The organism is Amycolatopsis sp. NPDC026612, from assembly GCF_040638285.1.
Lineage (GTDB): Bacteria > Actinomycetota > Actinomycetes > Mycobacteriales > Pseudonocardiaceae > Amycolatopsis.
This window is the reverse complement of record NZ_JBEZYB010000004.1, coordinates 1-22,235: the sequence shown is the minus strand read 5'-3', so window position 1 is coordinate 22,235 and position 22,235 is coordinate 1. Positions and strand designations below refer to the sequence as shown.

Below are 22,235 nucleotides of genomic sequence, written 5' to 3'. Positions count from 1 at the left end.
AGAGGCTATCGATCGATCGATCGAACGTCTAGCATCGGCGCCATGCCCACCGTGGAGTTCGCCGTCGAGGACGGCATCGCGCAGATCCGGCTGAACCGGCCCGAGCGGCTGAACGCGGTCGCCGCCGTCCTGGTCGACGACTTCCTCACCGCCCTCGACGCCGCCGCCCGCAGCGACGCCCGCGTCGTCGTGCTCTCCGGCAACGGCCGGGCCTTCTGCGCCGGCCACGACCTCAAGGAACCCACCCCCGAGGGTGACTCGCGGGCGCGGCTGGACCGGCTCCAGGACGTCACCCGGCGGCTGCGCGCCCTGCGTCAGCCGGTGATCGCGGCGGTGCACGGCTACGCGATCGGCGCCGGTGCGGAGTTCGCGCTCGGCTGCGACCTGATCCTCGCCGCCGAGGACGCCGTGTTCGCGTTCCCCGAGGTCTCGCTCGGCCTGAGCGTCACCGGCGCGGCGTCGCGGCTGCTCCCGCTGCTGGTCGGCCCGCTCAAGGCGAAGGAGCTCCTGCTGCTCGGCGAGCGCTTCGACGGCCGGAAGGCCGCCGAACTGGGCATGGTCAACGCCGCGGTACCGGCCGAGCAGCTCCAGGCGGAGGCGCTGAGCTGGGCGAAGCGGATCGCCGGGCACCCGGCGGCGGCCGCGGCGATGGCGAAGCGCGTCCTCGACACGCCCATCGACGTCGAGCCCGCCCTCGAACTCGAAGTCAGCCACGCCCTGATCACCGAGCACTCTGCCGCGGTCGCCGCATCCACGGAAGCCTTCCGGAGCCGGGCGTGACCCCCCTGGCCGAAATCGGGACGCTGACCCAGCTCGTCACGCGGGCCGCCGCACTGTGGCCGGAGCGCACCGCCTGGGTGTTCGACGAGACCGGCCGGCGCTTCACCTTCGCCGACGTCGACCGCGAAAGCTCCCGGTTCGCCGCCGCCCTCGCCGAACGCGGGGTGGGCCAGGGCGACCGGGTCGCCGTGATGCTGCGCAACCAGCCGGAGTTCCCGCTGATCTGGCTGGCCCTGGCCAGGATCGGCGCGCAACTGGTGCCGGTCAACACGAACTACCAGGAGTTCGACGGCGCCCACGTCCTCCGCCATTCCGGCGCGAAGCTGACCGTCGCCGCGCCGGAGTTCACCGAGCTGCTCGGCCGGATCGGCCTCACCGACGTCGTCACCCCGGACCGGCTCGACGCGGCCGGCGCACCACCGGCGTTCACCCCGGTGCCCGAATTGCCGGTGAACATCCAGTACACGTCCGGCACCACCGGCGCACCCAAGGGCTGTGTCCTGCCGAACCGCTACTGGACGACCCTCGCGGTGGGCCTGGTCACCGATTTCCCCGCCGTCGGCGCGGACGACGTCATCCTGACCGCACAGCCGTTCCACTACATCGATCCACAGTGGAACGTCGCGCTGGGGCTCGCCGGCGGCGCCACCCTCGTGGTGCTGGACCGCTTCCACCCCAGCACGTTCTGGGCGAAGGTCCGCGAACACGGCGTCACCTGGTTCTACTGCCTCGGCCTGATGCCGGCGCTGCTGCTGCGCCAGGAGCCCTCCGCTGCCGACCGGGACCACCGCGTCCGCGCGATCTGCGCGTCCGCGATCCCGCGCGAGCTGCACGCCGAGCTGGAACAGCGCTGGGGCGTGCCGTGGTACGAGGCGTTCGGGATGACCGAAACCGGCAGCGACATCCGGCTGACCGCCGCCGACCACGACGAGACCGTCGGTACCGGCTGCATCGGGCGGCCGGTCCGCGACCGCGAAGTGCTGATCGCCGGCGACGACGGGAAGCCGGTGCCGCGCGGGCGAACCGGACAGCTGCTGATCCGCGGGATCGGGCTGATGCAGGGCTACCACGACGATCCGGACGCGACGGCGAAGGCGTTCGAGAACGGCTGGTTCCACACCGGCGACCTCGCCCGGATGGACGCCGCCGGCCGCGTCCACTACGTCGGCCGCACGAAGGACATGATCCGCCGCAGCGGCGAGAACGTCTCCGCCGACGAAGTCGAGCGCGCCCTGCTGCTGCACCCGGCGGTGCGGCTGGCGGCCGTCGTCGCGGTGCCCGACGAGCTGCGCGGCGAGGAGATCAAGGCGTACGTCGTGTGCGACGGCGACCGGCCGGACCCCGCCGGGCTCGCCGCGTTCTGCGCCGGGAAACTGGCCTACTTCAAGGTTCCGCGGTTCTGGGCGTTCGCCGACGCGCTGCCGATGACGCCGTCGGAGCGGGTGGCCAAGGGCGAGCTGCGCAAGGTCGCGGACCCGCGCGCCGGCTCCTGGGACGCGAAGGCGGAAGCGTGGCTGTGAGCAGCCGGGAGCGGGTGCACGCGGCCGCGGTGAAGCTGTTCGCCACCAAGGGCTTCCACGGCACCGGCATCCGTGATCTGGCGCAGGAGGCGGAACTCTCCTCGGCCAGCCTGTACCACTACATGGGCACCAAAGAGGATCTGCTCGCGGAGATCATGCGCACCGCGCTGAACCGGCTGCTCGACGCCGCCCGCGAGGCGACCGCGGGCGGCGGCGATCCGGTGCACCGGCTGCGCACGCTGGTCGCGCTGCACGTCCTCGCGCACGCCGTCGGGCCGGCGGAAACCCGGGTGGTGGACAACGAAGTCGACGTGCTGTCCCCGGCCGCGCGCGAACCGGTGGTGGCCCTGCGGGACGCCTACGAACGGCTGTGGGCGTCGGCGATCGACGACGGGGTGGCGGCGGGGGTGTTCCGTGTGGAGCACCCTGCGGTGACCCGGCTGGCGCTGCTGGAGATGTGCAGCGGCGTCGCGAGGTGGTATTCCCCACTTGGCCCGCTGGCGCTGGACGAGCTCGCGGAGCACTACGCGGAGCTGGCGTCCAGGGCGCTGGGCTGCACGTCGGCGCCCGGCGTCGCCGACTTGCGACGGTGCCGGGAAATCGTCGCGAAAGAGTGGGGGGTGTCCGTTTAGCGGCGCTTTTACCTGTGTACGCCTTGCCCAGACGGCGTGCGTGGGGGACGCTCGAAGGGTGACTGAGGAAACGATCCAACTGGAACTGGACGACTCGGGTCTCGCGCCGGGTCTCCCGACGCCGGAAAGCCCCCGCGATCAGGTGCAGGATGTGCCCTATCGCCCCGTCGAGTTCCGCGATGACGATCTCCCCACTGCCCTGGCACGGTGCTCCGCGTGGCTACGGCAGGCTCAGGAGTGGCTGGGCGAGCCGCTCGACGTCCTGGCCATCCACCTCGACTACGACGACCGTCAGGGTTCGCCGTACTACGACGTGAAGCTCCTGTGCAACGAAGAGGACCTCGCGGGCGTCCCGATCGCCATCCGCAACAAGAAGTAAGCAAGCCGAAGCGCCGTCAGGGCCGCCGGGAAGGCGGTCCTGACGGCGCCGTCGTCCGGGGCTTCGCCCGAAAGAAGCTGGTCGCCTTCTCAGCCCAGAGTGCCGCCGACCTTCACGTGCCCCTTGAGCAGGTTGCGCGCGATGGTGCGGCGCTGGATCTCGTCGGTGCCTTCGTAGATGCGCAGCAGCCGCAGCTCGCGGTACCACCGCTCGACCGGCAGTTCCCGCGTGTAACCCATGCCGCCGTGGATCTGCAGGACGCGGTCGACGATTTCGTTGGCCTTCTGGCCGCCGTACAGCTTCGCCATCGACTGCGCGTGCCGGGAATCCACGCCCTGGTCGACCTGCCAGGCGGCGTGCAGCACCAGCCAGCGCAGCGCTTCCAGCTCGACGCCGGAGTCGGCGATCATCCACTGGATGGCCTGCCGCTCGGCGATCTTCTGCCCGAACGTCTCGCGGGTGTTGGCGTGCTCGATGGCCATCGAGATCAGCCGCTCGCAGGAGCCGATGGCACGCGCCGGCAGCAGGTAGCGGCCCTGGCCGATCCACTGCATGGCCAGCTCGAAGCCGCGGCCCTCCTCGCCGAGGATCTGCGTCTCGGGCACCCGGACGTCCTGGAAGATCAGGGAAGCGGGCCCCCACTCGCCCATGGTGTCGATGTACTCGGACTTCCAGCCGGCCTCGCGGTCGACCAGGAAGCACGTGACGCCGCCGTTCGCGCCCTTCTCGGGGTCGGTGATGGCGAACACCATGGTGAAGTCGGCCTCGTTGCCGCCGGTGATGAAGGTCTTCTCGCCGTTGATGACCCAGCCGGTGCCGTCCTTGCGGGCGGTGGTCCGGATGGCCTTGGCGTCCGACCCGGCCCCCGGCTCGGTGATGGCGAAGCACGACTTGCGCTCACCCGAGATCGTCGGCAGCAGGTAGGTCTGCTTCTGCTCCTCGTTGGCGTGGAACAGGATGTTGTCGGCGGCGCCGCCGAAGCGGAACGGGACGAAGGTGCGGCCGAGCTCGGCCTCCAGCAGCGCGGCCATCACGGCGGACAGGCCCATGCCGCCGTACTCCTCCGGGGTCAGCACGCCCCAGAAGCCGGACTCCTTCGCCTTCAGCTGGAGGGCCTTGAGCTCCTCGCCGGTCAGGCCGGGCTGGTGGGCGCGCTCCCGCCGCAGGACCTCCTGCTCGAGCGGGATCAGCTCCCGCTGGACGAACGTGCGGACCCAGTCGCGCACTTCACGTTCTTCGGTGCTGAGAGAGAAATCCATGACGTGGCTGCTCCTCCGAAATGACTAAGCGCTCGCTTAGGCCCAGGGTACCTCCTGTGCGCCGGATAACCCCAGACCTGCGCCCGAATTCGTGACAACGGCTGCCGCGCCCGGAAAGATCGGGGTGGTGATGGAGATCGAGGTCCGCTGGTCGTCGCCGTTGCCCGCCGAAGAACGGTTCATGCGCCTGCTGGACGACGTCGAGCAGGGGCGGTTCGCGGCGTACCGGCAGGACGCGGACAAGCGGCGGTTCCTCACCGGCCGGGTACTGGCGAAGACGGTCGCGGCCGAACGGCTCGGCTTGGCCGTCGAGGCGGTGACGTTCGACGCGACCTGCGAAGACTGCGGCAAGCCGCACGGGCGGCCGCGGATCCCGGGCGCGGACCTGGCGTTGTCGATCTCGCACTCGGGCGAGCTGATCGGCGTCGCGGCGACGCCGTCGGTCCCGGTGGGCCTCGACGTCGAAACCGCCGCCCGCCGCGCGGACGACGGCCTGATCGAGTACGCGCTGAGCCCGGTGGAGGTGGAGCACCTGGCGGGCCTCGACGCGACGGAGAAGGCCGCGGCGTTCTTCGTCTACTGGACCCGCAAGGAAGCGGTGATGAAGGCCACCGGCAAGGGCCTGCGCATCCCGTTGCAGAGCATCACGTTCTCCCGATACGACGAGCCGGCCCGGTTGGCGTCCTCGGCCGACCCGGCCCTGGACCCGGCGACGACCCGCCTGGCGGACCTGAAGGCCGCGGACGGCTACCGCGCGGCCATCGCGGTGCTGACCACCGAGGAACTGTCGGTCACCGAGGAACACTGGGTCCCCTGAGCCAAGCGCCCCAATGTGGCCTTCGGTGCGTTCAACGCACCCAATGTGGCCTTCGGTGCGTTCAACGCAACCAAGGCCACATTGGGGCGCTTGGGCCGCTCAGACCGGCAGGTCCTCCAGACCCATCGCCGTCAGCAGCGTGCGGAACTTCGCCGTCGTTTCGTCCAGTTCCGCCTGCGGGTCCGAGGCCGCGACGATCCCGCCGCCCGCGTACAGCCGCATCGACGTCGAGGCGATCTCGGCGCAGCGGATCGCCACCGCCCACTCGCCGTCGCCCGCCGCGTCGACCCAGCCGACCGCGCCCGCGTAGTAGTCGCGGTCGAACGGCTCCAGCTCCTGGACCAGCTCGCGCGCCCCCTCCGTCGGGGTACCGCAGATCGCCGGGGTCGGATGCAGCGCCGTGGCCAGGTCCAGGGCCGTGACGTCCGGATCGGCCAGTTCGCCGGTGATCGGCGTCCACAGGTGCCAGATGGCCGGCGTGGTGACCAGCTCCGGTCCGGCCGGGACGTCCAGCTTCCGGCAGAACGGCCGCAGCGCCTCGACGACGTAGTCGATCACCACCGCGTGCTCGAGCTGGTCCTTGCGGGACGTCCGCAGCGCCTCGCCGTTGGCGCGGTCGATCACCGGGTCGGCCGAGCGCGGCATCGACCCGGCGTGCGGTGACGAGAACACCGTGCGGCCGGTGCGGCGCAGGAGCAGCTCCGGCGTGGCGCCGACGAGCGTCCGGCCACCCGGCACCTCGGCCGCGTACGTGAAGTGCCGGGGATTGCCGACGGCCAGGTTCCGCACGATGCTCTCGACCGGAACCGGCAAGTCGAACTCGAGGTCCAGAGCGCGAGCCAAGACGGCTTTCCGCAGGTCACGCTGGCTCAAGGCGAGGACAGCGGCCCGCACGGCCGCCATGTGGTGCTCGGGCGCGGGCACCGCACGCACCCGCACGGGAGCCGGCAGCACTTCACGGGGCAGCGACGGCGTCCCTGCGGACCGGTGGACGGTCCGCGGCACGACGAGATGGCCCGGCACCTTCGTGGCGGGCCCGGTGTCGAACGGCAGGACGCCGACCGCCAGCGGGGCGCCGGTCTCGGCCAGGACGCCGGGGATCGCCGAGGCGAGCCGGTGGGGGTCCGGCTCGGTGACGGTCCGGATCGTGCCCTGCGCGAGGAGTGCTCGCTGGGCCGTCGTGAAGAGGAAGTCGCCTCGCTGGTAGCGGGCGGCGAGGTCTCTTGCCGGGGTCGCCGGGGCTGCGTCACTCACAGGCTCCAGCGTCCCAGGCTTCGGGAGATCCGCGAGGGGAGTGTCGCGAGCGACACTCCCCTCGCGGGCAGCTCCTGGTGACGGGCTACTTGAGCGCGTCGATGAGCGCCTCGCGCTGGCGCTCGCCCAGGCCGGCGGCACGCCGGTCCGGGTCGATGCCGGCCTGCTCGAGCAGGGCGGCGACCTTCACCGCGCCGAGGCCGGGGACGGCCTTCAGCAGCTGGGTGACCTTCGTCTTCCCGATGGTCTTGTTCTCCTTGGCCTGCTTGAGCACCTTCTCGATGCTCTCCTTGCCGGACTTGATCGACGCGAGCAGTTCCGAACGCGCCTTGCGAGCCTCGGCGGCCTTGGCCAAGGCATCGGCGCGCTGCTCCGGAGTCAACGTAGGCAGAGCCAACGTAGTGTCCTTTCCTCTCAGGTCTCCGCTTTCGCGGCCGACAGCTTTTACGAGTGCTTGCTCCTGCAAGCGCTGCTCAGCCGTCTCTTGCCACGGCCCCAGTAAACGCCACCGGCTGCGTGGCCGTGCAACCGACACGCACTTATTACCCCCGGAGGTGATGCCGGGCAACCCGCCCCGGCCTGCGGAAACGCTCCCAAGAACTGTCCCGAGTGGCCAGACTCACCCGGAAGTGGAGCCTTCGCTACGCAGTGTTCTCGTGCACATTTCCTTGCCTATAAGGAAAAGCCGAAAAATTGATGATCTTGATCATCGTCCGGTCGTCGCCCGATCGCGCGACGACCGTGACCGAACGGAGCCGTTGTCGACCATGCCCGCTTCACCCGATCCGCACTAGAGTCGGCGCAACCCCAGTTCACCGGCGAGCGACCCCCGGGAGCGACCATGTTGAGCACCATGCAGGACGGCCAGCTGTCGCTGGCGAACCTGCTTCGCCACGGCACGTCGGTGCATTCGGCGAGCGAAGTCATCACCTGGACCGGTTCAGAAGCCCGTCGCGAGAGCTACGGCGACCTCGGCAGGCACGCCGCCCGGCTCGCGAACGCGCTTCGCGGCCTCGGGGTGACCGGTGACCAGCGCGTCGGCACGTTCATGTGGAACAACGCCGAACACCTGGCCGCCTACCTGGCCGTGCCGGCCATGGGCGCGGTGCTGCACACGCTGAACATCCGGCTGTTCCCGGAGCAGCTCGTGTTCGTCGCCAACCACGCCGAGGACCACGTCGTCATCGTCGACGGCACCCTCGTCCCCCTGCTGGCGAAGCAGCTGCCGCAGTTCAAGACGGTCCGGCACGTCATCGTGGCCAACGGCGACGCCGCGGCGCTCGAGGCGCCGGACGGCGTCGAGGTCCACTCCTACGCCGAACTGCTCGGGGCCCAGCCCGACACGTTCGACTGGCCGGACGTCGACGAGCGCTCCGCCGCCGCGATGTGTTACACCTCGGGCACCACCGGTGACCCCAAGGGCGTGGCCTACTCGCACCGGTCGATCTGGCTGCACTCGATGCAGGTCTGCATGACCGACAGCATGCGGCTCGCGCAGCACGACAAGGCCCTGGCCATCGTGCCGATGTTCCACGCCATGGCGTGGGGCCTGCCGTACGCGTCGCTGATGGTCGGCGCGTCGCTGCTGATGCCGGACCGGTTCCTCCAGCCGGCGCCGATCGCGGCGATGCTCGCCGCGGAGAAGCCGACGTTCGCCGGAGCGGTGCCCACCGTCTGGCAGGGCCTGCTCGCCCACCTCGAAGCGCACCCGCAGGACATCTCGCACCTGCGTGAGGTCGTCGTGGGCGGGTCCGCGGTGCCGCCGTCGCTGATGCACGCCTTCCAGGAGCGGCACGACGTCCCGATCCTGCACGCCTGGGGCATGACCGAGACGTCGCCGCTGGGCAGCGTCGCCCGCCCGCCGGCCGCCGCGACCGGCGACGAGATCTGGAAGTACCGCTACACGCAGGGCCGCTTCCCGGCCTCCGTGCGCGCCCGGCTGATCGACGACGACGGCGCGGTGCTGCCGTGGGACGACGAGGCCGTCGGCGAGCTCGAGGTCCAGGGCCCGTGGATCGCGGCTTCGTACTACGGCGGCGCGGAGGTCGACCCGGACAAGTTCCACGACGGGTGGCTGCGCACCGGCGACGTCGGCCGGATCAGCCCGGACGGCTTCCTCACGCTGACCGACCGCGCCAAGGACGTCATCAAGTCCGGCGGCGAGTGGATCTCCTCGGTCGACCTGGAGAACCAGGTCATGGGCCACCCGGCGGTGGCCGAAGCCGCGGTCGTCGGCATCCCGGACGAGAAGTGGGACGAGCGGCCGCTGGTCGCCGTCGTGCTCAAGGAGGGCCGGAGCGTCACGCCGGAGGAGCTGCGGGACTTCCTGTCCGACAAGGTCGCGAAGTGGCAGCTGCCGGAGAACTGGACGTTCGTCGACGAAGTGCCCAAAACCAGCGTCGGCAAGTTCGACAAGAAGCGGATCCGGGCGTCCTACTCCGAGGGAAAGCTCGACATCGCCCAGCTCTAACGGGTAAATCTCCGGCGAGTCTTCATGCCTCTGGCGGTCACCATAGGGGACCCTGACGCTCCTATGGTGACCTTCAGAGCACGTCGGAGGGGTTCTGGGGATGCAGCGAAACAGACGGAGTTTTCTCGCGCTCGCGGGAATGGGCGCGCTCGCGACGGCGTGCGGGTCGAACACCGGGCGGCAGGGTGACCCACCGCCCTCGACGGCGTACTCGGCGGGCCCGCCGCCGTCGGCCGCCCCGAAGGTCACGCTCCAGCAGTGGTACCACGCGTACGGCGAGGAAGGCGTCCAGGACGCCGTCAAGCGGTACGCCGCGGGTTATCCCGGCGCCACGGTGAACGTGCAGTGGAACCCGGGCGACTACGACTCGAAGATCGTCACCGCGCTGCAGAACAGCAAGGTGCCGGACGTCTTCGAAGCCCAGGTCAAGATCGACTGGGTGCGGCAGAACCAGGTCGTCTCGCTCGACGACGTCATCGCGCCGGTGAAGGGCGACTTCAGCCCGGCCGTGCTGGCCGCGCAGACCGTCGAGGGCAAGGTCTACGGCATCCCGCAGGCCACCGACACGCAGGTGCTCTTCTACCGCAAGAGCCTGCTGCAGGCGGCGGGTGTCCAGCCGCCGCAGACGGTCGACGAGCTCGTCGACGCGGCCGCGAAGCTCACCAAGGACGGCGTCAAGGGCTTCTTCGCGGGCAACGACGGCGGCGTCGGCGTGCTCACCGGCCCGCTGCTGTGGTCCGCGGGGCTCGACTACCTCAAGAGCGGCAACCGCGAGGTCGGCTTCGACGACCCGCGCGCGGCGACCGCGTTGGGGAAGCTGCACGCGCTCAACGCCGGCGGTTCCCTGCTGCTCGGCGCGCCGGCGGACTGGTCGGATCCCGGCGCGTTCATCGACGGGCTCACGGCGATGCAGTGGACCGGCCTGTGGAACGTGCCGAAGATCCGCCAGGCGTTCGACGACGACTTCGGCGTCCTGCCGTTCCCGAAGCTGGACGCCGGCGGCGCGCCGTCGGTGCCGGTCGGCGCGTACGGCGCGATGGTGAACGCCAAGAGCGCGCACGTCGCCGAGGCCAAGGCGTTCGTGAAGTGGCTGTGGGTCGACCAGACGCAGAACCAGCTGGAGTTCGCGACGAAGTTCGGCTTCCACGTCCCGGCGCGGCAGAGCCTGATCGACCGCGCGGACAACCTCAAGTCGGGCCCGGCCGCCGACGCCGCCCGGTTCGTCAAGGAGAACAGCCACCTCGTCGGCGGGCCGGTGTGGACGCAGCAGGCGAACACGGCGTTGTCCGACGCGGTCGCGAAGATCGCGAAGGAAGGAGCGGACCCGGTCGCGCAGACCAAGACGGCGGTCGAGGTGGCGAAGGCCGAGCTGAAGCGCCTTTTTGGATGACACAGGGGATGAAGCGGCGAGACGCGCGTACGTTCTGGCTTTTCGTCGGCCCGTTCCTGATCGGGCTGGCGATCTTCGCGTACCTGCCGATCGGCTGGAGCGCGTACCTGTCGTTCTTCGACGCGCGCAACACGGTGACCCCGACCGAGTTCGTCGGGCTGGACAACTACGGGCACATGCTCACCGACGAGCCGTTCCTCTCCAGCCTGGGCACGTTCAGCGTGTTCGCGCTGTTCATCGTGCCGCTGACGTTCGTGCTCTCGCTGGCGCTGGCCCTCGGCGTCAACCGGCTGCGGTTCGCGCGGGCGTTCTTCCGGTCGGTGTTCTTCCTGCCGTTCGCCTGCTCGTACGTCGTGGCGTCGCTGATCTGGAAGACGTCGCTGTTTTCCGGCGTCCGCTACGGATTGGCGAACACGGTGCTGTCCGTGTTCGGCGTGGAACCGGTGGCGTGGACCGGGACGGTGCACCCGCCGCTGTACTGGGTGGTGCTGGTGACGGCGCGGCTGTGGCTGCAGCTCGGGTTCTACATGATCCTGTTCATCGCGGCACTGCAGCGGATCCCGGCTCAGCTGTACGAAGCGGCGTGGCTCGACGGCGCCAAACCGGGCTGGCAGGTGTTCCGGTACATCACCCTGCCGCAGCTGCGCGCGACCGCGGTGGCGGTGTTGCTGCTGAACCTGATCAACGCCTACCAGGCGTTCGACGAGTTCTACAACATCATGGGCGACGCCCGCGGCTACCCCCCGTTCGCCCGGCCGCCATTGGTCTACCTGTACTACACGTCGCTGGGTTCGGGCGGCCAGGACCTCGGGCGCGGCAGTGCGGGCGCGGTGATCCTGGCGCTGATCATCGCGTTCGTCACGCTCTTGCAGGGCCGGGTGTTCCGCTTCGGACGTGCATCATGAAGGCGTTCTCGCGGTGGGCTTCCCTGATCGTCGCGGCGGTGTTGTTCCTGCTGCCGTTCTACCTGCTGATCCGCAACGGCCTGGCGTCACGGGCGGAACTCACCGCTCCACAGTGGACGCCGTTTCCGTCCACAGTGCACTGGGAGAACTTCTCGCGGCTGTTCGCTTCGGAGGACGTCCCCTTCGCCAGGAGCCTGCTCAACTCCGCGGTGGTCGCCACCCTGCAGACGACCGGGCTGCTGGTGATCTGCTCCCTCGCCGGCTACGGACTGGCCCGGATCCCCTACCGGCACTCGCGCTTCGTGTTCTACGCGGTGCTGGCGACGCTGATGATCCCGACGTCGGTGACGTTCGTGCCGAGTTTCGTGGTGGTCTCGTCGCTGGGCTGGCTGTCGGACTTCCGCGGTCTGGTGATCCCCGGCCTGTTCAGCGCGTTCAGCGTCTTCCTGTTCCGCCAGTACTTCCTCGACTTCCCGCGTGAACTGGAGGAGGCGGGCCGGGTGGACGGCCTTTCCCGCTGGGGCGTGTTCTGGCGGATCGTGGTGCCCAACGCGAAGGGTTTCTTCGCGGCGATCGCGGTGATCACGGTGATCGGCAGCTGGAACGCGTTCCTGTGGCCGCTGATCATCGCCCAGTCCCCGGATTCGTGGACGGTCCAGGTGGCGCTGTCGGGCTTGCTGACGGCGCAGAACCCGCAGCTGAACCTGCTGTTCCTGGCCGCGGCGGTGTCGATCCTGCCGATCGTGCTGCTGTTCGCGTTCCTGCAGCGGTACCTGGTCCGCGGGGTGGCCGAGTCCGGTTTGGGCGGCTCGTAACACGCGGCGACCCGGCGGCGACTTGGGGGCGTCTCTCAGGAAGCAGGTGCGCGATGACCAGTTCGACCCCCTACCCGCCGGTCAACCCGGACGACCCGCAGTACCCGGCATCGATGCCGGTGCCGGCGTACCCGGCGCAGTACGCGGCAATGCCGAGCCCGTACCCGATGTTGCGCACCAGCGGGCTGTGCGTCGCCGGCATGGTGGTCGGCATCCTGGCCCTGATCGGCTTCTGGATCCCCATCGGCGACGTCGTCATGGGCGTGATCGCGATCGGGCTGTCCTGGGCCGGCCTGCAGCAGAGCTCCCGGCCCGGGTACTCCGGCCGCGGCATGGCCATCGCCGGCCTGGTCTGCGGTGGCGTCGCGATGATCCCGGCGATCATCGTGATGATCTTCTTCTTCACCGCGGCGACCGCCGTGACCACGTGCGGCGCCTTTTGCTGAAGCCCGCCGCGGCGTCGATTCCCCCGGCGCCCGACGCCGCCGGGCGTGGCCTCGCCGCCCGGCGGAAATGACCACAACCTTCGGCGGTACACCCACTTCGACGCCTGTGACAGGGTAGCTCGAAATGTCACGTTCACCGGCCGGTCACCGACGTCCGGCACGGTGCTGGGCAACCGAGAAGACTGGGGAGCGAACAACCATGGCCGAACTCACCCGGCGCACCGTCGCCACCGCGGGCGCCGCCGGTCTCGGGCTCCTGCTCTGCACGCCCACCGCGAACGCCCTCGACCGCGCCCTCCGGCTGACGAGCACCCGCTCGGTCACCACCACCGGCACCACGCTGGAACAGGTCGCCACCGGCGGGGGCACCGGCACCTACTCGCGCCTGTCCGCGGGCCCCGGCTGGCCGCTGGTCGTCCGGAGCGACCTCGCCACCCCGCAGAGCGGGCGCGACGACCGGCGCCGCACCCTCAGCGCCTTCGTCCAGTTCACCGATCTGCACATCACCGACACCGAGAGCCCCGCGCGGTTCGAGTACCTGCACCCGTTCATCGGCTCCGCGCACCGGCCGCAGGAGGCGCTCGGCACCGTCGCCACCAGCGCGCTCGTCGAGCGCGTCAACAGCGTGCGGCAGGGCCCGTTCACCGGGCGGCCGTTCGACCTCATGGTCACCACCGGCGACAACACCGACAACCACGAGCTGATCGAGCTCGACTGGTTCCTCAAGGTCTTGAACGGCGGCAGCGTCACCCCGAACTCCGGCGACCCGGACCGCTACGAAGGCGTCCAGAACTCGGGCAACCACGAGTTCTGGAACCCGGCCACGCCCGGCCAGGACGCCTACACCGCCAAGGGCTTCCCGCAGCTGCCCGGCCTGCTCGAAGCCGGCCTGAAGACGTTCACCGCGCCGGGCCTCGACGTCCCGTGGTTCTGCACCTTCGGCAACCACGACGACAGCATCGTCGGCTCGCTGCCGGCGCAGATCCCCGGCATCGACGCCTGGTACACCGGGAAGTACAAGATCATCGGCAAGGACGAGGCCACCGCGAAGAAGCTCGCGGACGCCATCGGGAAGCCCGGCTCCAGCGTCCCGGTCGCGGAACTCTTCGGCGGTTCCGGGACCATCCGGGAGGTCACGCCGGACGCGCGGCGCCGGCCGTTCGGCACCGGCGAGTTCGTCCGCGCCCACCTCGACTCGGCCAACACCGGCCCCGGTCCCGTCGGACACGGCTTCACCAGCGCCAACGCCGACGGCAAGAACGTCTACTACACCTTCCGGATCGCGCCGGGCATCACCGGGATCAGCCTCGACACCACCACCGACGCCGGGTTCGCCGACGGCTCGATCGGCCTCGCGCAGTACACCTGGGTCGAGTCGACGCTCAAGCGCGGCAGCTCGGCGTACTACGACTTCTTCGGCCGCAAGGTCACCCACGCCGTCACCGACGAGCTGTTCCTCCTCTTCAGTCACCACACCAGCGGCACGATGGGCAACCTGCTGCCGGACTCGCGCCACCCGCTCGACCCGCGGCTGGACGGCACCGCGTTCGTCGCGCTGCTCAAGCGGTTCCCGAACGTGCTGGCCTGGGTCAACGGCCACACGCACCTCAACAAGATCACGCCGCACGCCGGGAACACGCCGCAGCAGGGCTTCTGGGAGATCAACACCGCGTCGCACGTCGACTTCCCGCAGCACGCGCGGATCGTCGAAGTCGCCGACAACGCCGACGGCACGTTGTCGCTGTTCACGACGCTGATCGAGGCCGAGGCGCCGTACGTCGTCGACTACGGCGCCCGGACGCCGCAAGCGCTTGCGTCGCTGTACCGGGAGCTGTCCTACAACGACATCCACACCGACCTCGGCCGGGTCGGCGCGGCCGAGGACCACAACACCGAACTGTTGTTGGTGAACCCGCTGTCCTGAGGCTGCCGCGGCGGTAGGTGCGGCACAGTGGTCGCATGACCGATCCCGAGGGCACCCGGCTCTTCCACCGCTCCATGCCGTTTTCCGAACGCCTCGGCGTCGAAGTCCTGGAGCACGGGCCCTCCCTCGTCCGCAGCCGGCTTGAGTGGGACGAGAGCCTCTGCACGCTCGGCGGCGCGCTGCACGGGGGCGCGCTCATGGCGCTGGCCGACTCGACCGGCGCCGTGTGCGCGTTCCTCAACCTGCCCGAGGGCGCGCAGGGCACGACGACCGTCGAATCGAAGACGAACTTCCTGCGTGCCGTGCGTTCGGGCTACGCCGTTGCGTCGTCCAGACCATTGCACGCCGGCCGGAAGTTCGTCGTGGTGGAGACCGAAATCCACGACGACGGCGGCAAGTTGGTCGCGAAAGTGACACAGACGCAGGCCGTCTTGTAGGTACCTGTTTACAGACCCGGCCCAAGCAGCGAAAATCCCTGCCTACTGGGTGGGTCGAGCAGGGAGCCGGGATGCGGGTACGCGAGTTGTTCACCTTGTTGTCAGTCGTCGTGTTGACTGCGGTAACCACGCAGGTCGCCGAGGCCGGTCCGGTCCGGCCCCGTGACGACGAGGCGATCGACTACCACGAGTGGACCGGCGGCCGCTTCCACGAAGGCGGCTTCGCCGGGCTCGCGCTCACCCACGACGGCCTGCGCATCACGCACCCGATCGGCACGGTCGAGCACACCGAGCCGGAGCTCGGCACGACGAGGACGTACGAGTACGGCCAGTGGACGTCACCGGTGTACCGGCAGGGCTTCGGCGCGACGCAGCTGGTCGCGTCGTGGAACGCGAAGACGCCGGCGAAGACCTGGCTGCAGGTCGAAGCGCAGGGCCGGACGTCGGTGGGTACCGAAACCGCGTGGTACACGATGGGCCGCTGGGCCAGCGGGGATGGCGACATCCTGCGCACCAGCGTCGACGGCCAGGACGACGCGAACGCCATGGTGGACGTCGACACGCTGGTCACGAAGGCCGGCGTGGCACTGAAGTCGTACAAGCTGCGGATCAGCCTCTACCGCGAAGCCGGATCGCGGGCGACGCCGTCGGTGAGCCTGCTGGGCGCGATGACTTCGGCCGTCCCGGACCGCTTCGACGTGCAGACGACCAAGCCCGGGCGCGCCACCGGGATCGAGCTGAAGGTGCCCGCGTACGCGCAGAACCTCCACAAGGGACAGTTCCCGCAGTACGGCGGCGGCGGCGAGGCCTGGTGCAGCCCGACGTCGACCGAGATGGTGGCCGAGTACTGGGGCAAGAAGCCGTCGGCGGCCGAGATGGCGTGGATCCCGGCGGACTACGTCGACCCGTCGGTGGCCTTCGCGGCGCGCTACACCTACGACCACGCCTACGACGGCACCGGAAACTGGCCGTTCAACACCGCTTACGCGGCGTCGCGCGGGCTGCGCGGACACATCACGCGGCTGCACTCGCTGAACGAGCTGGAGAACTACATCGCCCGCGGCATCCCGGTGATCACGTCCCAGTCGTTCCTGTCGTCGGAGCTCGACGGCGCCGGTTACGGGACGGCGGGCCACATCATGGTCGTCGTCGGCTTCACCAAGGACGGCGACGTGATCGCGAACGACCCGGCGACGAGCAGCAACGACCGGGTCCGGAACGTCTACCAGCGGGACCAGTTCGAGAAGATCTGGCAGCGGACCAAGCGGTACCGCGCGGACGGCACCGTGGCGGGCGGCCCCGGCGGCATCGCGTACATCATCACCCCGGCGTAGTCCATCGTGTCCGCGTCCAGCGGGCGCAGGGCGGACGGGAGTTCTTCCTCGTAGTGCACGGCGCCGACCGGGCCATGGCGGCAACCTGACCACCTCACCGCGTTGTGGAGGACGCAACTGGTTGCACGCTCGCCACCGAAGCTCACTCATGCGGATGTCGCCATCTCCGCATGATCCGTGATTAGCTGCGGTCGACCCAGCAGCGCAGCCGGAAGGTGATTCGAATGCCGTACGAGGTCCAGGGGGTCGTTTCGCGGGCGAAGGGCGAGCCCGTCTCGCTGGAGACCGTCGTCGTGCCCGATCCCGGTCCCGGCGAGGCGGTGGTGAACGTCCAGGCCTGCGGGGTCTGCCACACCGACCTGCACTACCGCGAGGGCGGGATCAACGACGAGTTTCCCTTCCTGCTCGGCCACGAGGCCGCCGGGGTCGTCGAAGCGGTCGGCGAGGGCGTCAGCGACCTCGAGCCGGGTGACTACGTCATCCTCAACTGGCGTGCGGTCTGCGGCACCTGCCGGGCCTGCAGGCGCGGCAAGCCGTGGTACTGCTTCTCGACCTTCAACGCCACCCAGCCGATGACGCTGCAGGACGGCACCAGGCTGTCGCCCGCCCTCGGCGTCGGCGCCTTCCTCGAGAAAACCCTGGTCCACAGCGGACAGTGCACGAAGGTCAACCGTGAGGCCGAGCCCGCCGTCGCCGGGCTGCTCGGCTGCGGTGTCATGGCCGGGCTCGGTGCGGCGATCAACACCGGCGCCGTCACGCGCGGCGACTCGGTCGCGGTCATCGGCTGCGGTGGCGTCGGTGACGCCGCCATCGCGGGCGCGAAACTGGCCGGTGCCACCACGATCGTCGCCATCGACATGGACGACCGCAAGCTCGACTGGGCCAAGGGCTTCGGCGCGACGCACACGATCAACAGCCGGGGCCTCTCCGAAGAAGCCGTCGTCGAGGCCATGCAGGACGCGACCAGCTCCTTCGGCCCGGACGTCGTCATCGACGCGGTCGGCCGCCCGGAGACGTGGCGGCAGGCGTTCTACGGGCGCGATCTGGCCGGCACGGTCGTGCTGGTCGGGGTGCCGACGCCGGACATGCGGCTGAACGACCTCCCGCTGATCGACTTCTTCGCGCGCGGCGGCTCGCTCAAGTCGTCGTGGTACGGCGACTGCCTGCCCAGCCGGGACTTCCCGATGCTCGTCGACCTCTACCTGCAGGGCCGGCTGCCGCTGGACAAGTTCGTCACCGAGCGCATCGGCGTCGACGGCGTCGAGCAGGCCTTCGAGCGCATGCACCACGGTGACGTCCTGCGCAGCGTGGTGACGTTCTGACCGGCGTCTCCGAAAGCCCGCTGTTCACCGACGACGAGTACCCGGCCGAGCCCTACCCGGGCACCCGGCCGGGCTACTCGTTCGTGCACGTCGACGGCATCGGGCACCCGCTCGACGCCGCCCCCGAGGGCTGGCGCGACCGGATGGCCGTGCTGGCCTACGGCTCGAACGCGAACCCGTCGAAGATCACCTGGCTGCGCGCGCGGCTGGGCCTGGCGGGCCCGGTCGTGGTGGCGCACGCGCGCTGCGCCGGGCTCGCCGCGGTGTGGGCCGCCGGCTTCCGCGTGGTCGACGACCAGCGGCCGGCCACCCTCACCGCGCTGCCGGGCGCCGAGGACCACGCCATCTGGTTCGTGACGCTGGACCAGCTCGCAGTCCTGGACCGCTGCGAAGGCCGCGGCACGCGCTACCACCTGGCCCGGCTGACCGAACCCGACATCACCCTCGAAGACGGCACGCGCCTGACCGAGGTCCACACGTACGTCGGCGCCGCGCCGATCCGCTACCCCCTGCTGGTCGACGGCGCTCCGGTGCGCACCGCCGACGTCCCGCAGACCGAAGCGGCCGCGCTCGACGGCGTCCCCGCCGACGGGCACGGCGTGCCCTGCGAAGTGGTCACACCAGCTTTCCCGGGTTGAGGATCCCCGTCGGGTCCACGGCGGACTTGGCCGCGCGCAGCACCTCCACGCCCAGCGACCCGATTTCCGCACTGAGGTACGGCGCGTGGTCGATGCCGACGGCGTGGTGGTGGGAGATCGTGCCCAGCCCGGTGATCGCCTCGCAGGCCGCCGCCTTCGCCCGCCGCCACTGGCCGACCGGGTCGTCGTGGTTGCGTGCCGTCAGCACCGTGAAGTACAACGACGCCCCCGTTTCGTACGCGTGCGAAAGGTGGCACATGATGATCGCCCGGCCCAGCGCGGCCGTCAGGACCGCGCGGACGTCGTCGCGCAGCTCGTCCACATTGGACCAATACGCCGCCGTTTCGAGCGTCTCGACGCAGATACCCATGTCCAGCAGGGTGTCGCGCTGCCGGGGGCCGGCGAACCGGCCGTGCCGCCACGACTCGCCGAGTGCCTTGCCGGCGCGCACGGCACCCGCGGCCTTCAGCCGCCGTGTCGTCTCGCGGCGGCGCAGCGCCACGTCGTGCGCGGTGCCTTCCCAGCCGACGATGAGGAAACACGGCCGCTTCACCCCGCGGGCGGCGAGGTAGCGACGCAGCGCCGCCGTCTTCCAGCCCGCGTTCAGTGCCAGCGAGACCTCGGTTTCGTCCCCGTCGGACAGCCGCGTGACGTCGGCGAGCGCGTGGTGCTGCGCGAGGTCCCGCACCGCCTCGGCGCCGGCCGCCCAGCCGGGCAGCGCATAACCCTCGTAGCGCCGGACCGACGGCACCGGCCGCACGCGCAACGCGACTTCCGTGATCACGCCGAGCGTTCCTTCGCTGCCGATCGCGAGCTGCCGCAGGTCCGGCCCGGCCGCGGACGCCGGGGCGACGCCGAGCCGCCAAGCCCCGCGCGGGGTGGCCAGCCGCACGCCGGCCACCATGTCCTCGAACCGCCCGTAGCCCGACGACGCCTGGCCCGCCGAGCGCGTCGCCGCGAAGCCGCCGATCGTGGCGCGCTCGAACGACTGGGGGATGTGCCCGAGCGTCAGGCCGTGCGCACCGAGGAGCCGCTCCGCCTCCGGACCGCGGACACCCGCCTGCAGCACGGCGATGCGCGACTCGGCGTCCACCGACACCAGGGCGTCGAGCCGGACGAGGTCCAGCGCGATCACCGACGTCTTGTCTCCGCGCAGCGCCGCGACGCCGCCGACCACCGACGTGCCACCACCGAACGGCACGACCCCGACGTCGTGCTGCACGCAGACGTCGAGCACCTCCTGGACCTCGTCCGGATCGGCGGGGAGCACGACCGCGTCGGGCACCGGGAAGTCCGCCGAGGGCGAACGGCGGCGCACGAGGTCGAGGTAGGACAGCCCGGTCGCCCGTGCGAGCCGGGCCGGGTCGTCGACCAGCACGTTTTCCGTGCCGACCACCCTCGCCAGCGCTTCCGTGGCAGCATTCGCCAATTTCGGTGACGGTATTTCGACCGGCAAATCGCCCGCCGGAGCGGCGCCCGGAGCCGTTTGGCCTATACGCTGTTCAAGCCACTTGGCTGCCCGCGCGGGCAGCGGGGCGGCGCCGGCGGCTTCCGCGGTCCAGGACCGGCGGAGGCGGTGGTCAATGAGAGCGTTCACGACTACAGTGTGACATATGGACGTGAAACGTCACACGACACAGGCCGCGGGTGCCTCCGCGCTCGCGGACACCCGCAACCGACAGACGGCGACACGGGTGGCCGACGACGTACTGCTCGACGCCGCGCGCTCGTGCGTGCTGGCCGTCGGCGTGCGCCGCACCACCCTCGCCGAAATCGCCCGCACCGCCCGCGTCAGCCGGATGACGGTCTACCGCCGCTTCCCCGACGTCCGCAGCGTGCTCGCCGCCCTGATGACCCGGGAGTTCAGCGGGTTGCTGCGCACGGCGAGCGAAAGCGGGGCGGACGCCGCGCACAGCCGTGAACGCCTCGTGCTGATCGCTTCGGCCGGGATCCGCGCGCTGTCCGCGGACCCGCTGTTCCGCACGCTGCTCGACGTCGATCCCGAACTGGTCCTGCCGTACATCGTGGAGCGGCTCGGCGCGACGCAGAAGTTCGCCGAACAGGTGCTGCACCAGCTCCTGGCGTCCGGCCACGCGGACGGTTCGATCCGGCGGGCACCGGTCGCCGCGCAGTCCCGGTCGGTGCTGCTGGTGGTGCAGTCGTTCGCGTTCTCGTTGCAGCCGGCCACCGTGGACGTCGACGAGGCCGCGCTGATGGCGGAGTTCACCCACGTGCTCGACGCGGCACTCAAGCCGTGACGAGCGGCTCGCTCAACGCGCGGCGCCGCGAACGCGAGCTCGCGGAGCTGGCGTCGGGCGAGCGCCTCGACATCGTCGTGGTCGGCGGTGGCGTCACCGGCACCGGCATCGCTTTGGACGCGGCTTCGCGGGGCCTGTCGGTGGCGCTCGTGGAGGCGCACGACCTCGCGTTCGGGACGTCGCGCTGGTCGTCGAAGCTGGTGCACGGCGGCCTGCGCTACCTGGCGCACGGCGAGTTCGGCTTGGCGCACGAGAGCGCCGTCGAGCGCGGGGTCCTGATGACGCGCACGGCGCCGCACCTGACGCGCGCGATGCCGCAGCTGTTTCCGTTGTACCCCGGCACTTCCCGCGCGCAGGAGAGCGTGGTCGCGGCCGGCTTGCGCGCCGGCGACGTGCTCCGCCGGGTGGCACGCACGCCGTCGTCGGTGCTCCCCCGGCCGCGCTCGATCCCGGCGGCCGAGGCACTGGCGCTGGCGCCCGGGCTTTCCGCGCACGGCTTGCGCGGCGCTCTGCTGGCGTACGACGGCGCGTTGGTCGACGACGCCCGGCTGGTGGTGTCGCTGGCCCGCACGGCGGCGTCGTTCGGCGCGCGGATCCTCACCCGGCTGTCGGCCACCTCGCTCACGGCGGACCGGGTCGCGGCCGTCGACGGCGTTTCGGGCGACTCACTGGACATCCACGCGCGTCAGGTGATCAACGCGACGGGCGTGTGGGCCGGAACGCTGACCGGCGCGGTGCGGCTGCGGCCGTCACTCGGTTCCCACCTGGTGCTCGCGCCGGGGACGGTGCCGATGGGGACGACGTCGGTCAACATCGGGGTGCCCGGAGAGACGAACCGGTTCGTCTTCCTGCTCCCCCAGCCGGACGGCCGGGTCTACCTGGGACTGACGGACGAGCCGATCTCGGGTCCGATCCCGGCCGTGCCGATGGTCCCCGAGTCCGATGTGGACTTCCTGTTGTCGTTGGCGTCGTCGGTGCTGGCGCGGCCGCTGACGCGCGCGGACATCGCCGGGTCGTACGCGGGGTTGCGGCCGCTGGTCGACGGCACGGGCGGCCGGTCGGCCGATCTGTCCCGCAAGCACGCGGTCCTGGCGGGCCCGGACGGGCTGCTGACGGTGGTGGGCGGCAAGCTGACGACGTACCGCCGGATGGCCGAGGACGCGGTCGACGCGGCGGTCCGGCTGGCCGGGCTCACCGCTGCGCCGTGCCGCACCGCACGGTTGCCGCTGCTGGGAGCGGCCCCGAGGGCACACTTGTCCCTTGTGGACGCTTCGCCCCGGCTGGTGGCCCGGTACGGCACGGAGGCGCCCCGAGTGGCGGCCTTGGGCGCGGTGGACGCGGAGTTCGCGGCGCCCGTGGCACCGGGAGCGGAGATCACGGCGGCGGAGATCGTCTGGGCGGTCCGGAACGAGGGGGCGCTCGACGTCGGGGACGTGCTGGAGCGCCGGACCCGGCTGGCCTTGATCCCGTCGGACGCCGAGGCGGCGGCGCCCCGGGTGGCGGAACTTGTCGACAAGTCGCTTGCGGGGCTCGGCTGAGCCCGGCCCCCAGCGTCCCAATGTGGCCTTCGGGGGGGTGGTAGCCCCCCACCCCCCCAATTGTAGCCCTATGGGGCCCCCCCCCCCAGGAGGTGTTTTTTTGGTTGTTTTTAGTAC

General features: G+C 70.6%; 21 protein-coding genes. 17 read left to right on the top strand and 4 right to left on the bottom strand.

The window, feature by feature from the left end; translation table 11 throughout:
• The first annotated feature begins 42 nt into the window (after positions 1 to 42).
• The 4 genes from AB0F15_RS05595 to AB0F15_RS05580 are packed head-to-tail and all read left to right on the top strand — an operon-like array spanning position 43 to position 3,311.
• Positions 43 to 780 carry an enoyl-CoA hydratase/isomerase family protein gene (locus tag AB0F15_RS05595; protein WP_360265659.1) on the top strand — a complete coding sequence of 246 codons (738 nt, stop codon included), beginning with the start codon at positions 43 to 45 and terminating at the stop codon, positions 778 to 780.
• Positions 777 to 2,300 (top strand): ATP-dependent acyl-CoA ligase, encoded by a 1,524-nt coding sequence (locus tag AB0F15_RS05590; protein WP_360265656.1) that lies wholly within the window; start codon positions 777 to 779, stop codon positions 2,298 to 2,300. Before AB0F15_RS05595 ends, AB0F15_RS05590 begins: the two co-directional genes overlap by 4 nt.
• Positions 2,297 to 2,932, top strand: coding sequence for a TetR/AcrR family transcriptional regulator (locus AB0F15_RS05585; RefSeq protein ID WP_360266371.1), 636 nt, complete (start codon positions 2,297 to 2,299; stop codon positions 2,930 to 2,932). Before AB0F15_RS05590 ends, AB0F15_RS05585 begins: the two co-directional genes overlap by 4 nt.
• A gap of 58 nt (positions 2,933 to 2,990) precedes the next feature.
• Positions 2,991 to 3,311: a hypothetical protein gene (locus AB0F15_RS05580; protein ID WP_360265653.1), complete on the top strand. Its 321-nt coding sequence runs from the start codon at positions 2,991 to 2,993 to the stop codon at positions 3,309 to 3,311.
• Between the two features lie 89 nt (positions 3,312 to 3,400).
• Here AB0F15_RS05580 and AB0F15_RS05575 read toward each other — a convergent pair whose 3' ends face one another.
• The gene (locus AB0F15_RS05575; protein WP_360265650.1) at positions 3,401 to 4,570 is read right to left on the bottom strand and encodes an acyl-CoA dehydrogenase family protein; all 1,170 of its coding nucleotides are present in this window, start codon (positions 4,568 to 4,570) and stop codon (positions 3,401 to 3,403) included.
• A 130-nt stretch (positions 4,571 to 4,700) separates the two neighbouring features.
• On the opposite strand from AB0F15_RS05575, the gene AB0F15_RS05570 reads away from it, so the two are divergent.
• Entirely contained in the window at positions 4,701 to 5,387 is a 687-nt protein-coding gene (locus tag AB0F15_RS05570) for a 4'-phosphopantetheinyl transferase superfamily protein (RefSeq protein ID WP_360265647.1), read from the top strand.
• Between the two features lie 99 nt (positions 5,388 to 5,486).
• Here AB0F15_RS05570 and AB0F15_RS05565 read toward each other — a convergent pair whose 3' ends face one another.
• Positions 5,487 to 6,641 carry an isochorismate synthase gene (locus AB0F15_RS05565; RefSeq protein WP_360265644.1) on the bottom strand — a complete coding sequence of 385 codons (1,155 nt, stop codon included), beginning with the start codon at positions 6,639 to 6,641 and terminating at the stop codon, positions 5,487 to 5,489.
• Positions 6,642 to 6,726: 85 nt separating this feature from the next.
• Positions 6,727 to 7,038 (bottom strand): integration host factor, actinobacterial type, encoded by a 312-nt coding sequence (mihF, locus tag AB0F15_RS05560; protein ID WP_026468624.1) that lies wholly within the window; start codon positions 7,036 to 7,038, stop codon positions 6,727 to 6,729.
• Between the two features lie 444 nt (positions 7,039 to 7,482).
• On the opposite strand from mihF, the gene AB0F15_RS05555 reads away from it, so the two are divergent.
• From AB0F15_RS05555 to AB0F15_RS05510, 10 genes are all read left to right on the top strand, one after another.
• Complete coding sequence (locus tag AB0F15_RS05555; RefSeq protein ID WP_360265639.1) at positions 7,483 to 9,111, top strand: long-chain fatty acid--CoA ligase; 1,629 nt, start codon at positions 7,483 to 7,485, stop codon at positions 9,109 to 9,111.
• 100 nt (positions 9,112 to 9,211) lie between these two features.
• Positions 9,212 to 10,501 carry a sugar ABC transporter substrate-binding protein gene (locus AB0F15_RS05550; RefSeq protein ID WP_360265636.1) on the top strand — a complete coding sequence of 430 codons (1,290 nt, stop codon included), beginning with the start codon at positions 9,212 to 9,214 and terminating at the stop codon, positions 10,499 to 10,501.
• Between the two features lie 8 nt (positions 10,502 to 10,509).
• Positions 10,510 to 11,406: a sugar ABC transporter permease gene (locus tag AB0F15_RS05545; protein ID WP_360265633.1), complete on the top strand. Its 897-nt coding sequence runs from the start codon at positions 10,510 to 10,512 to the stop codon at positions 11,404 to 11,406.
• Positions 11,403 to 12,221, top strand: a complete 819-nt coding sequence (locus AB0F15_RS05540) for a carbohydrate ABC transporter permease (RefSeq protein WP_360265631.1) — start codon at positions 11,403 to 11,405, stop codon at positions 12,219 to 12,221. The genes AB0F15_RS05545 and AB0F15_RS05540 overlap by 4 nt, the downstream gene beginning before the upstream one ends.
• 53 nt (positions 12,222 to 12,274) lie before the next feature.
• Complete coding sequence (locus AB0F15_RS05535) at positions 12,275 to 12,667, top strand: DUF4190 domain-containing protein (RefSeq protein ID WP_360265629.1); 393 nt, start codon at positions 12,275 to 12,277, stop codon at positions 12,665 to 12,667.
• Between the two features lie 199 nt (positions 12,668 to 12,866).
• The gene (locus tag AB0F15_RS05530) at positions 12,867 to 14,591 is read left to right on the top strand and encodes a TIGR03767 family metallophosphoesterase (RefSeq protein ID WP_360265627.1); all 1,725 of its coding nucleotides are present in this window, start codon (positions 12,867 to 12,869) and stop codon (positions 14,589 to 14,591) included.
• A 35-nt stretch (positions 14,592 to 14,626) separates the two neighbouring features.
• The gene (locus tag AB0F15_RS05525; protein WP_360265624.1) at positions 14,627 to 15,028 is read left to right on the top strand and encodes a PaaI family thioesterase; all 402 of its coding nucleotides are present in this window, start codon (positions 14,627 to 14,629) and stop codon (positions 15,026 to 15,028) included.
• A gap of 71 nt (positions 15,029 to 15,099) precedes the next feature.
• The gene (locus AB0F15_RS05520) at positions 15,100 to 16,362 is read left to right on the top strand and encodes a peptidase C39 family protein (protein ID WP_360265621.1); all 1,263 of its coding nucleotides are present in this window, start codon (positions 15,100 to 15,102) and stop codon (positions 16,360 to 16,362) included.
• A gap of 224 nt (positions 16,363 to 16,586) precedes the next feature.
• A complete protein-coding gene (locus AB0F15_RS05515) occupies positions 16,587 to 17,684 on the top strand; it encodes an S-(hydroxymethyl)mycothiol dehydrogenase (RefSeq protein ID WP_360265618.1) in 1,098 nt (365 codons plus the stop codon).
• An 83-nt stretch (positions 17,685 to 17,767) separates the two neighbouring features.
• Positions 17,768 to 18,322: a gamma-glutamylcyclotransferase family protein gene (locus AB0F15_RS05510; protein ID WP_360265615.1), complete on the top strand. Its 555-nt coding sequence runs from the start codon at positions 17,768 to 17,770 to the stop codon at positions 18,320 to 18,322.
• Here the strand turns inward: AB0F15_RS05510 and AB0F15_RS05505 are convergent.
• Complete coding sequence (locus AB0F15_RS05505) at positions 18,300 to 19,718, bottom strand: FAD-binding oxidoreductase (protein WP_360266368.1); 1,419 nt, start codon at positions 19,716 to 19,718, stop codon at positions 18,300 to 18,302. The two genes, AB0F15_RS05510 and AB0F15_RS05505, sit on opposite strands and share 23 nt — an antisense overlap.
• Positions 19,719 to 20,016: 298 nt before the next feature.
• Between AB0F15_RS05505 and AB0F15_RS05500 the strand changes: the two genes are divergently transcribed.
• A complete protein-coding gene (locus AB0F15_RS05500) occupies positions 20,017 to 20,580 on the top strand; it encodes a helix-turn-helix domain-containing protein (RefSeq protein ID WP_360266365.1) in 564 nt (187 codons plus the stop codon).
• A complete protein-coding gene (locus AB0F15_RS05495) occupies positions 20,577 to 22,118 on the top strand; it encodes a glycerol-3-phosphate dehydrogenase/oxidase (protein ID WP_360265613.1) in 1,542 nt (513 codons plus the stop codon). The genes AB0F15_RS05500 and AB0F15_RS05495 overlap by 4 nt, the downstream gene beginning before the upstream one ends.
• The last annotated feature ends 117 nt before the right edge of the window (positions 22,119 to 22,235 follow it).

What these genes read in the sequence shown, in the direction of transcription:
- AB0F15_RS05530 (WP_360265627.1), top strand. Translation starts at nt 12,867, where the DNA reads ATGGCCGAACTCACCCGGCGCACCGTCGCCACCGCGGGCGCCGCCGGT.
- AB0F15_RS05555 (WP_360265639.1), top strand. Translation starts at nt 7,483, where the DNA reads ATGTTGAGCACCATGCAGGACGGCCAGCTGTCGCTGGCGAACCTGCTT.
- AB0F15_RS05515 (WP_360265618.1), top strand. Translation starts at nt 16,587, where the DNA reads ATGCCGTACGAGGTCCAGGGGGTCGTTTCGCGGGCGAAGGGCGAGCCC.
- AB0F15_RS05570 (WP_360265647.1), top strand. Translation starts at nt 4,701, where the DNA reads ATGGAGATCGAGGTCCGCTGGTCGTCGCCGTTGCCCGCCGAAGAACGG.
- AB0F15_RS05520 (WP_360265621.1), top strand. Translation starts at nt 15,100, where the DNA reads ATGCGGGTACGCGAGTTGTTCACCTTGTTGTCAGTCGTCGTGTTGACT.
- AB0F15_RS05550 (WP_360265636.1), top strand. Translation starts at nt 9,212, where the DNA reads ATGCAGCGAAACAGACGGAGTTTTCTCGCGCTCGCGGGAATGGGCGCG.
- AB0F15_RS05540 (WP_360265631.1), top strand. Translation starts at nt 11,403, where the DNA reads ATGAAGGCGTTCTCGCGGTGGGCTTCCCTGATCGTCGCGGCGGTGTTG.
- AB0F15_RS05525 (WP_360265624.1), top strand. Translation starts at nt 14,627, where the DNA reads ATGACCGATCCCGAGGGCACCCGGCTCTTCCACCGCTCCATGCCGTTT.
- AB0F15_RS05545 (WP_360265633.1), top strand. Translation starts at nt 10,510, where the DNA reads ATGAAGCGGCGAGACGCGCGTACGTTCTGGCTTTTCGTCGGCCCGTTC.
- AB0F15_RS05535 (WP_360265629.1), top strand. Translation starts at nt 12,275, where the DNA reads ATGACCAGTTCGACCCCCTACCCGCCGGTCAACCCGGACGACCCGCAG.
- AB0F15_RS05595 (WP_360265659.1), top strand. Translation starts at nt 43, where the DNA reads ATGCCCACCGTGGAGTTCGCCGTCGAGGACGGCATCGCGCAGATCCGG.
- AB0F15_RS05575 (WP_360265650.1), bottom strand. Translation starts at nt 4,570, where the DNA reads ATGGATTTCTCTCTCAGCACCGAAGAACGTGAAGTGCGCGACTGGGTC.